Origin of the sequence: Serratia sp. 506_PEND (assembly GCF_001076875.1) — a bacterium.
GTDB classification, from domain to species: domain Bacteria; phylum Pseudomonadota; class Gammaproteobacteria; order Enterobacterales; family Enterobacteriaceae; genus Serratia; species Serratia marcescens.
This window is the reverse complement of the sequence record NZ_JVEL01000639.1, coordinates 1-10,193: the sequence shown is the minus strand read 5'-3', so window position 1 is coordinate 10,193 and position 10,193 is coordinate 1. Positions and strand designations below refer to the sequence as shown.

The following is a 10,193-nucleotide window of genomic DNA, read 5'->3' as shown; positions in this document are numbered from 1 at the left end:
TTCTGGTGTGCAAGCTGCTGATCAAGGGCACGGAAGAGTGACCTTCACTGGCTCTATTATTGATGCACCTTGCTCTATTGCTCCGGAGTCTATTGATCAGACTGTTGAGTTGGGGCAGATCTCTAAGGTTGCTTTGCTCAATGGAGGGAAATCTACCCCGCGTAACTTCTCGATAGACCTGGAGAACTGCACGTTCGGCTCACCTGCAACCAAAAATAAGGTGCAGGTAACCTTTACGGGTATGGAATCTGCGGCTAAAGATGGCCTGCTGGGGATTACCGGTACGGCTAAAGGCGCCAGTGTAGCCATCACTCAGGCTGATGGTGAAATTATCAAATTGGGCCAGCCAACTAAAGAGCAAGTATTGCAGGACGGTAACAACACGCTGAGCTTCGCCGCTTACATGCAGGGCGATACTGCTTCTTCCGCGTCTATTACTGAAGGTGAATTCCAGGCGGTGGCCGATTTTACTCTGGCTTATAACTAAAAGCTCACTCCACATAAAGTAAGTGTTTTCTCTGTATGTGTGTATATGCATGCGGTATCCCCGCATGCCTTTTTGACAATATTACAAAGCATGGAGCACGTTTTATGAGGGTGCATAATACCGTTATTATAGTGGTTTCTTGCCTGTTTTCCTTTCCAGTGGTCTCTGTTTTAGCCGATGAGCACATTGCCGGATGGGGGCGGGTAAATATGCAAGGGTCCATTATAGATACCGCTTGTGCTATTGCCGTTAACAGCCAAGAACAAACCATAGATATGGGGGTTTTACCCTTATCCGATATTATTCGTGATGGGCAGGGCCGCAACCAGCCTTTTTCCATTGATTTGGTTAACTGCATCACTGAACGCCCTGGAAAGGAAGGTTGGAAGAAATTTCAGGTTACTTTTGATGGTGAAGCTCATGGCGGGTTATTTGGTGTAAACGGGGATGCTTCCGGTGTGGCACTGCAAATCGTCGATACCCAGGGTAATGTCGCAATACCGGGCAAAGCTATGCCGTCAATGGATATTACTCCCGGTGACAGTCAATTGAATTACGCCATGAGATTGGTGGCCAATAATCATGCGTTAAAAGCGGGTGATTATTTATCATCTATCCGATTTAAGTTGGAATATTTTTAGTTTCCTTCTGGAAGAGCGCTGTTTTTCGCCTCGCGCAATGGATTTATTTATACTAATAAGGTAATGGCATGGAGTTTTCTTCGCTTGGAAAAATTGCGCCTCTGCATTCGTTAGGATTGTTTATTTCCCTTGCTCTGGGTACTTCAGTGATAAGCGCTCATGCTGCCGATAATATTCAGTTCAATACCGATGTGCTGGATGTCAACGATCGGAAAAACATCGATCTGAGCCAATTCTCGCGCAGTGGCTACATTATGCCGGGGACCTACGGCATGGTGGTGCACGTTAATAAGAATGACTTGCAGGAGCAACAGATCGCATTTTATGCGCCGGAGAGTGACCCAAATGGCAGTCGCGCCTGCTTAAGCCCCGCATTGGTAGAACAGCTGGGGTTTAAGCCTGGCGTCCTGAAAGATCTGACCTGGTGGCGCGAGGGAGAGTGTCTTAACGAGACCAGCGTACAGGGAATGGAAGTGCGTGGCGATCTGCCTACGTCCTCTCTTTACCTGAGCATTCCTCAGGCTTATCTGGAGTACAGCGACGAGAACTGGGATCCGCCGTCTCGCTGGGATGAGGGCATTCCGGGGTTGCTCTTCGATTACAACGTCAATGCGCGTAGCCAGCATCAGCAGCGGGACGGATCGCGCGGTTATAGCCTCAGCGGCAACGGTACAGCGGGCGCCAACCTGGGCGCATGGCGCCTGCGCGCCGATTGGCAGGCGAATCTTGACCATCAGACGGGGAGCGGGCAACCGACCAATAAACAGCTGGACTGGAGCCGGTATTACGCCTATCGGGCAATACCGGCGCTGCGCTCGAAGCTGACGCTGGGTGAAAACTACCTGGACTCAGGCATGTTCGACAGCTTCCGTTTTACGGGGGCGAGCCTGGTGTCGGACGACAGCATGCTTCCCCCTAATCTGCGCGGCTATGCGCCGGAAGTGGTGGGAGTAGCGAAAACCAACGCTAAAGTCACCATCAGCCAGCAGGGACGTGTGCTGTCCGAGACCACGGTTGCCGCAGGGCCATTCCGCATTCAGGACATCAACGATGCGGTCAGCGGTGAGCTGAACGTACGGGTGGATGAGCAGGATGGTGGCGTGCAGGAGTTCGTGGTGAACACCGCGAACATCCCGTACCTGACGCGGCCAGGTTCGGTGCGCTTCAAGCTGGCGACGGGTAAACCATCAGACTGGCAGCACCATTCTCGCGGCCCGCTGTTCGGCACCGGCGAGTTTTCCTGGGGAGTGAGCAACGGCTGGTCGCTGTACGGCGGTGCGCTGGCGGGCGGCGACTACAACGCGCTGTCACTGGGTATTGGCCGTGACCTGATGGCGTTGGGGGCACTGTCGTTTGATGCCACCCAGTCGCGGGCGCGGTTGCCACAGGAAGACGGCACGCTCAGCGGCGGCTCCTATCGGCTCAGTTACTCAAAGAACTTCGACGAATACGACAGCCAGGTGACCTTTGCTGGCTATCGCTTCTCGGAACAGGACTTTATGAGCATGAGCGAGTATCTGGACGCGCGTTATTACGGCACCCGAACGGGGAATGGCAAGGAGATGTACACCATTACCTTCAACAAGCACTTCCGCGACTGGGGGCTGAGTACCTATCTCAATTACAGCCACGAGACGTATTGGGACCGACCGGCCAACGACCGTTACAACCTGACGCTGTCGCGTTATTTCGACGTGGGCCGGTTCCGCAACCTGAGCCTGTCGCTGTCGGCGTACCGTAATGAATACAACGGGACGAAAGACGATGGGGCCTACCTTTCACTGTCGATGCCGTGGGGGGATAACTCAACGGTGAGCTACAACACCACGGTGAACCGCGACGACACCACGCATCAAGTGGGGTATTACGACCGGATTGATGAGCACAACAACTACCAGTTGCGGGCCGGCAATTCGCGCAGTGGGGTGAATGTGAACGGGTATTACAACCTTGAAGGTGATAAGGCGCGCATGAGCGCTAACGCCAGTTATCAGGAAAACCGTTACAGCGCCTTCGGGATGTCGATGCAGGGCGGCATGACGATGACGGCGAATGGCGGGGCGCTGCATCGGGCCGGGATGCCGGGCGGCACCCGCATGCTGATTGACACACAGGGGGTAGCGGACGTGCCGGTGCGGGGCTATGGCAGCACCACCAACACCAATGCCTGGGGCAAGGCGGTCATCGGGGACGTGAACAGCTATTACCGCAACAAGGCGAGTATTGATGTGAACAAGCTCGGTGATAACGCCGAAGCCACGAAGTCGGTGGTGCAGGCCACGCTCACCGAAGGCGCTATCGGTTACCGCCAGTTCGACGTGATTGCCGGCGAGAAGGCAATGGCGGTCATCAAACTGGCCGACGGCAGTGAACCCCCATTTGGCGCCACGGTGATGAACGCCCGTAAGCAGGAGACGGGCATCGTCAATGACGGCGGCAATGTTTATCTGAGCGGCATTAACGCCGGCGATGCCATGACGGTGAATTGGAACGGCGGCGCGCAGTGTGAAGTGCGCATGCCAACGCCTCTGCCGGCTGACATGCTGATGAATACGCTGCTGTTGCCGTGTCATCCGCTGGGGGCGCACACCGAGCCTGAAGCGCGGACGCAGGGTGCGCCACTGTCAGTGGTTGCACCTGAGCAGGTGCAGGCTTCGTAACCGTCGCGCCGAGGGATAACACGACGTGCAGATTTAATCCAAATTCTATGAGGGCCGCTATGGCCGGGAATGAAAACATGCGAAAGAGCGAATTGAACATGAAACAACATCACGAAGGCCACCCGGTCGCGTCCGTGCGGAAAAAGGCCATGACGGCGGCGGCAGTGGCCGGCGCCCTGCTCGCGGCATTGCTGGCCCAGCAGGCCCAGGCGGCGATAGCGCTGGACCGCACGCGGATTATTTTCGATGGCAGCCAAAAATCGGTGAGCCTGAGCGTCAGCAACCAAAACAAGCAGCTGCCTTACTTGGCGCAGGGCTGGATTGAAGACGACAAGGGCAACAAAATCCAGAGCCCCCTCACGGTACTGCCACCGGTTCAGCGCATCGAGCCGGGCAAACCGAGCCAGGTGAAAATCCAGGCGCTGCCGGTGGCGAAGACGTTGCCGCAGGATCGCGAGACGGTCTATTACTTCAACCTGCGGGAAATCCCGCCGAAGAGCACCAAACCGAACACGCTGCAAATTGCGTTGCAGACGCGTATCAAGCTGTTCTACCGCCCGGCCGCCATTGCGATGGACAAAAATTCGCCGCCGCCGCAGGAGCAGCTGACCTTGAGCAAGCAAGGCGACAAGTATGTGGTCAACAATCCGACGGCGTATTACGTCACGCTGGTTGATGCCGCCACCAAAAAAGACGGTGCGGGGATCAAAAACTTCGAGCCGATGATGGTGCCGCCAAAGGGCAATTTGCCGTTGACGGTGAGTGTGGCTGAGGTAGGTAACAGCCCGGTGCTGACCTACGTTAACGACTACGGTGGCCGGCCGCAGCTGAGCTTCAGTTGCTCCGGCAGCACATGCACGGTGATACCGGCGAAGAAAGTGTAGCAGAGCAGGGGCGGGCGGTGCAGGCACAGCTCAAATGAAGGGAGACAAGAACATGGGCATGACACACGAGACGGGCAGACACCGATGGGGCCTATGCGGGGCGATTGATATGAAGTATTACGGCGCGTTGATCGGATTGGCGCTGATGGCTCCGATAACGCTGGGGGCAATGGTGTGGTTGTTGCCACCGGCGCAGGCGGCGGTGGACAACTGGGATGTCGAAGGCGCCAACGGAACCCTGTACGTTCACGGGGCGTTAACAGAGAGCGCCTGTCGGCTGGAGATGACCAGCGCCCACCAGGATGTCGCGCTCGGTGAGACGGGCGCGGGGCGACTGCGAACGGTTGGCGCGCGCGGCGAACCGATCCGATTCGAGCTGCGCCTGGAGGATTGTCTCCACAGCCCGGCCGGTAGCCGCGATGTGCGTACCGGTAGCCTGACCTGGGCGGATAATCAGCCGGCGGTAACGGTGAGTTTCCGTGCGACGCGTGACGCCGATAACCCGCAGTTGGTGAAGGCGCAAGGCGTCTCCGGGCTGGGGCTGCGGCTTGAAAATGCGCAGGGAGAAGACGTTCGTCTGGGCAGCAGGGGGAAGCCACTATTGCTGACTCCGGGGCAGAACACGCTGAGTTACACGATAACCCCGGAACGTACTCCTGCCGCTCTGATGGCGGGCAGCTATCGGGCTGTGGTGGATTTTCATCTGAGTTATGACTGAGGTGGCCGCAATGAATGAGATCGTAACGCTGCAGCGAACGCTGGCAGGTGTGTTGGCGGTCTTGCCGATGCTGGCATGTGCAGCCCCCTCGGCCACGGTCACCGTCAAGGTCACCGTGGTGGCGCCACCGCCCTGTGTGATAAACGATGACCGACCGATTGAAGTGGAGTTCGGTGACGTGATGACCACCCGGGTAGATGGCGATAATTACAAGATGCCGGTCAATTACACGCTGTCGTGCGCCGGGGGCACCTCGAATGCGATGAAGCTGCAGGTCAAAGGCAATGGCGCCGCGTTCGACGCGACGGTGTTGCAGACCGACAAGGCCGGGCTTGGCATCGAACTGCGCCAGGGCGACAGTAAACAGGCCGTCAACAGCTGGCTGAACTTCACCTATCCGAACAAGCCTGAACTGTGGGCCGTGCCGGTAAAACAGGCCGGCGCCACCTTGACGGGAGGCGAATTCAGCGCAGGGGCCACAATGGCCGTGGATTACCAGTAACGGGAGCGGAGCATGAGCAGAACGATAAAAGTCCTGTTGCTGGCCTGCGGCCTGATGGCGGGCATTACCCCGGCACAGGCCAAGGACGGTGAGGCGGACATGACGTTTCACGGCACCCTGATAGAGCCGCCGCCTTGCACCATCAACGACGGTAATCAGGTGGATGTCGACTTCGGCGACCGGGTGGGTATCAATAAAGTAGACGGCGAGAATTATCGGCAGGGGTTGAACTACCAAATCACCTGTGACAGCGCCGCCGGCGGGAACTGGGCGTTGACGCTCAGTCTGAGCGGCAGTGCGGCAGGGTTTGACAGTGAAGCTCTGCAGACGGACAAAGCCAGCCTCGGTATTCGGGTATACCAGAACGATAAACCCTTCACCCCGAACAGCACGGTGAAGATAAACCTGGCCAACCCGCCGCGGTTGGAGGCGGTACCGATAAAACAAGCGGGCGCCACGCTGACCGAAGGGGCCTTTGAGGCCTGGGCCACGCTGCGTGCGGATTATGAATAAGGAGTGCGACATGAAAGGGAAATCGGGCTGGCGCCAGCCCTCAGGATATTCACGTTTTCAGGTGGGTGCCCTGTTGTTGGTGCCGATGTTGATGGCTGTACCGCTATCGGCGCTGGCCGCGGGTGACAATAACCTGTACTTGCATGGCTCTATGGTCGCAGAACCCTGTGTGGTACCGCCGGGCGATGAAGAAATCACGCTGGATTTTGGCACCATCATCGACAAGTACCTGTACCTGAACACGCGCACTCTCGGGCAAGCCTTCGAGATACATTTGGAGGAGTGCGACCTGACGCTGGGCAAGACGGTGAGCGTGACTTTTACCGGCACGGAAAATCAAGCCTTGCCGGGCCTGTTGGCCATCGATGGCGGCAGTGAGGCCACCGGGATTGCCATCGGATTTGAGACGCCGTCGGCCAAACCCCTGCCGCTTAATACCCAGAGTGGCAAATCCCTGTTGCAGGATGGGGACAACATCATTGCGCTGAGGGCTTATGTGCAAGGTGAGCCCCTGGCGATAGCCGACCAGACGATTGGCCGGGGCACGTTCAGCGCGGTCGCCACCTTTAACCTGGAATATGAGTAAGCGACATTAAACCTGCATCGACAAACGCACAGAATGAAGAGAGTGCCGCGCAGGACTGGGATAGGGCGTATCGCTGGTTGTGCCTGCGGCGACAGCATGCACCACCGAATGCAGATGTGTGGGATTTACGCTTTAAGTGGCCACGGCAGCGGTTTCAATGGCTAAACCAGGTACTGACAGGGGAATACCGGCTGTCGCCAATGCAGGTTTTTCGACGGCGGAATAAACGTTGGGTGCAATGGTCGGCGCATGATGCGTTGGTGCTCAAGTGGGTGGCGATGCAGGTCGAAGATCAATTGCCCAGGAATCCGCATTGCCATCACCTGAAAGGACACGGTGGTGTGAATGGGTCGGTACAGTCTGTTGCTTCTGCCTGGCAAAGTGGGGAATGGCGTTATGTTTACCGCACGGATATCCGGGGTTATTACCGGCATATTTTAAAGCATCAGGTGGCCGGCCAATTGCACTGGCATATCGAGGATACGGTTTGCCGCAGCCTGTGCCTGCAATGGCTCCATTACAGCGTAGAAGAGGGCGGTGAAATCCGTACCCCTGAAAAAGGAATTTGTCGCGGCAGTGCGCTGAGCCCGCTGATTGGCGGCAGCCTATTACGGCATGTTGACTCTTGTTTTGCGACGCGCGAGGAACTGTTTTATGCCCGATATATGGATGACTTTATTTTCTTTACCAAAACGCGCTGGCATTTACGTAAAACGATTAAATCGCTGTATGAATTTTTCGATTTGGGCGGTTTTGAAACCCACCCGGATAAAACACAATTGGGGAGAATGGAAAATGGCTTTGACTGGCTGGGGATATGGTATGCCCCCGAAGGGCCCCGGGTAGCCCCGCGAGCAATAGAGAACCATCGGGAACGTATCGCGCGGCTTTATGAGCAAGCACGTTTGCGGAAACTGTCGAAGGCAGAGACCGATAAGCGTGTGCGAGAATATAAAGCCCGGTGGATGAATTGGGCAAAACACCTCTTGATGAAAGTGGGGTGATTGCCTGTTTTTTAAATAATTTAAACCGTGGGAATCCATATGAAGGCACTGCACTCAATATCACCCTTTGTCTCTATACTGACATTGCTCCTGTACCCGAACCAGTCGGTGGGCGTCCCGTTCCCCATGATCAGTAATCCGAAAATCATTTCATGCGGAGGTACCCATTGCAGTGCTCAAGTGATGTACGGGTCCGACGGCGTAAAGATGGTTGACGTCGCTCCTGTTGTTCCTCCGGATCCCAAGCGGACAAAAAAACTCGTCCCGACTGGCGTGCACTGCGAATCAGGGGATGCCATGCTGGGGGAACCCTTCCGGGACTGCGTGTTTACCTCGTTGTACCAGGTACACGCACCCTACGGGACAGGGCCGTGTGAATTACGTAGCGTCGACTCATGGGAGCTAACCAGTGGGTCTACGTGTACCACCAACACCACCTGGGGACCGCATGGTGGGGCCGGGCCGGGGGGCGAATGCGTCGTTTTCGCACAAGGTCAAACGCTCTGGTCACGCACCCTTGTCACTATCTTCGGTGTACTAGACGCCGAACAGACCGCTAACTCTGGTAACACTTTCTGCCAGAAGCCACTACCACCGGATGTGTCGTGTTCGGTCGAGCTCCCGACCGTCATGGACCACGGGACAGTGTCGCCTAACGAGTCGTCGTCCGTGAGCGTTGATGGTAGTGTGGACTGCGGGAGTAGTCCAACTGTCGCTATCGTTGGTGGCGGGCACGTCGTGTTGGGCGAGGGGGTGTCTGCCACTCTAACTCCCGTAATGGTCGGGAACCGGGTGCTCCGTCTCACCTCCCATCTAAGCGCCGTAAACGCTGCACCCGGGGCACACAAAGCTTCAGTAATCGTCCGTGTATCTCCCTATTAGGTGTGCTGCGCACCCGTGCCCGATGCCGGATGCGTTCTGCTGTGTCCCGAGTAATCGGGATGGTCTAGCCAGGGGATACGAACATCAGCGCGCCATCATGATCAAGCGTACATGTCATAGGATGCGGAGCGGTCATATGTCATTTGACCTCTCCCCACGTACCTGGCTCGTCGTCAGAAGCCGACGGCGCGTGTCGAGATCGTCGAACCACCCGACTCCATTGTGCATGGTCCAACGTGTCGCAGTTTCTTCGGGTGCGGGCAACCGTTACTCTCTCAAGATGGTGGGCGGGAGCACGAAACTTTACAGTCCTGGAACGTTCCTCCAGCGCTGTTGTTTTATGAGGGATTTGAACGGGATCCGTTGACGTTGACGACGCAGTTCTTTCTCGGGGGACACGGTTATGCACAAATTGTATCTAACTGTATTTTATATAATTGAATGATCTTTGAATAGAAAATTCAATAATGACTACTGTGAACGGTTCTTTGCTAAATCTTTTTTATGTCAGTGCCTATATGGGGGGGGCGTCAGTTGGTCGGGGTGTTATTTGTGTACATGTTGCATAAAATAAAATTTTTAATTAAAAACATCTATTATATCATATGGATAGGGTTTCTTCGTTACTACTGTCCGGTACCAGGTGGGCCGTTCCTACAAGCAGTTACTGCGGGCTTACCCGGCTTGATAGAGTCACCTGATGCCACGTGCTTTGGCCATTGTGCCAGCGTAAGGGAGACCAGGTCTGGCCCGTTGTCCTTCCGGGGAGCTGCAATTTGCCACGATCCTGTCCAGCACCCGGATGAGTCGCTAAGCCGGGATATTCAGGGCGATTTCTATCGCCAGTGCTTCACGGTTAAAATCATCCACCACATTAAAGGTCCGGAAGCGTCTGCGGCAGACCAGCGCGTCGTGCATAAAATCGCTGGACCGGCTATGGGTTAACATTAGCGGCGTCGCCCCGTGGTGCTCGAATACGTACAGGCAGTCGCTGTTTTCCCTTGCGACGAAAATTCAGTTTCAGCAGGCAGGAAATCCGGGGAACACGTTTATGGTTCCAGGTATTGCCCTGCCTGCGCAGCAGCTGGAAAAACTTCTTAAAACCGTAGCGCGGATAGCGTTCTGCCAGTTCAGCCAGCGCATGGATCACCGGTTCATCACGCCGGGCATCGGGCTGATAAAAATATACCGTCCTGCTCAGCGATAACGTCCTGCAGGCCTGGCGTAAACTCATGGCAAATTGCGCCGTCAGATAGCTGACAAGTTCACGCTTTATCGCTGGTTTTAAAGCTTTTTTTCGATGACGTCTTTAAGTG

9 protein-coding genes and 1 pseudogene are annotated in these 10,193 nt (G+C 55.9%); 9 read left to right on the top strand and 1 reads right to left on the bottom strand.

Annotation, left to right across the window (positions count from 1 at the left end):
* Positions 1-7 precede the first annotated feature (7 nt).
* The 9 genes from ADK28_RS28985 to ADK28_RS28945 all read left to right on the top strand — a co-directional run bounded on the left by ADK28_RS28985 (position 8) and on the right by ADK28_RS28945 (position 7,995).
* A complete protein-coding gene (locus tag ADK28_RS28985) occupies positions 8-487 on the top strand; it encodes a fimbrial protein (RefSeq protein WP_065429428.1) in 480 nt (159 codons plus the stop codon).
* Between the two features lie 104 nt (positions 488-591).
* Positions 592-1,128: a fimbrial protein gene (locus ADK28_RS28980; protein WP_053091621.1), complete on the top strand. Its 537-nt coding sequence runs from the start codon at positions 592-594 to the stop codon at positions 1,126-1,128.
* A gap of 68 nt (positions 1,129-1,196) precedes the next feature.
* Complete coding sequence (locus ADK28_RS28975) at positions 1,197-3,788, top strand: outer membrane usher protein (protein ID WP_048797434.1); 2,592 nt, start codon at positions 1,197-1,199, stop codon at positions 3,786-3,788.
* Positions 3,789-3,937: 149 nt separating this feature from the next.
* A complete protein-coding gene (locus ADK28_RS28970; protein WP_048797438.1) occupies positions 3,938-4,672 on the top strand; it encodes a fimbria/pilus periplasmic chaperone in 735 nt (244 codons plus the stop codon).
* Between the two features lie 109 nt (positions 4,673-4,781).
* A complete protein-coding gene (locus tag ADK28_RS28965; protein ID WP_239686299.1) occupies positions 4,782-5,390 on the top strand; it encodes a fimbrial protein in 609 nt (202 codons plus the stop codon).
* A 10-nt stretch (positions 5,391-5,400) separates the two neighbouring features.
* Complete coding sequence (locus ADK28_RS28960) at positions 5,401-5,892, top strand: fimbrial protein (RefSeq protein ID WP_048797433.1); 492 nt, start codon at positions 5,401-5,403, stop codon at positions 5,890-5,892.
* A gap of 12 nt (positions 5,893-5,904) precedes the next feature.
* Positions 5,905-6,405, top strand: a complete 501-nt coding sequence (locus ADK28_RS28955; protein ID WP_053091620.1) for a fimbrial protein — start codon at positions 5,905-5,907, stop codon at positions 6,403-6,405.
* A gap of 10 nt (positions 6,406-6,415) precedes the next feature.
* Complete coding sequence (locus tag ADK28_RS28950; protein WP_053091619.1) at positions 6,416-6,991, top strand: fimbrial protein; 576 nt, start codon at positions 6,416-6,418, stop codon at positions 6,989-6,991.
* A 116-nt stretch (positions 6,992-7,107) separates the two neighbouring features.
* Positions 7,108-7,995, top strand: a complete 888-nt coding sequence (locus ADK28_RS28945) for a reverse transcriptase domain-containing protein (protein ID WP_239686298.1) — start codon at positions 7,108-7,110, stop codon at positions 7,993-7,995.
* Positions 7,996-9,536: 1,541 nt separating this feature from the next.
* On the opposite strand, the pseudogene ADK28_RS30890 reads toward ADK28_RS28945, so the two are convergent.
* Positions 9,537-10,193 (bottom strand): annotated as a pseudogene (locus ADK28_RS30890) (IS3 family transposase); the annotation flags it as partial.

What these genes read in the sequence shown, in the direction of transcription:
- ADK28_RS28980 (WP_053091621.1), top strand. Translation starts at nt 592, where the DNA reads ATGAGGGTGCATAATACCGTTATTATAGTGGTTTCTTGCCTGTTTTCC.
- ADK28_RS28975 (WP_048797434.1), top strand. Translation starts at nt 1,197, where the DNA reads ATGGAGTTTTCTTCGCTTGGAAAAATTGCGCCTCTGCATTCGTTAGGA.
- ADK28_RS28970 (WP_048797438.1), top strand. Translation starts at nt 3,938, where the DNA reads ATGACGGCGGCGGCAGTGGCCGGCGCCCTGCTCGCGGCATTGCTGGCC.
- ADK28_RS28965 (WP_239686299.1), top strand. Translation starts at nt 4,782, where the DNA reads ATGAAGTATTACGGCGCGTTGATCGGATTGGCGCTGATGGCTCCGATA.
- ADK28_RS28960 (WP_048797433.1), top strand. Translation starts at nt 5,401, where the DNA reads ATGAATGAGATCGTAACGCTGCAGCGAACGCTGGCAGGTGTGTTGGCG.
- ADK28_RS28955 (WP_053091620.1), top strand. Translation starts at nt 5,905, where the DNA reads ATGAGCAGAACGATAAAAGTCCTGTTGCTGGCCTGCGGCCTGATGGCG.
- ADK28_RS28950 (WP_053091619.1), top strand. Translation starts at nt 6,416, where the DNA reads ATGAAAGGGAAATCGGGCTGGCGCCAGCCCTCAGGATATTCACGTTTT.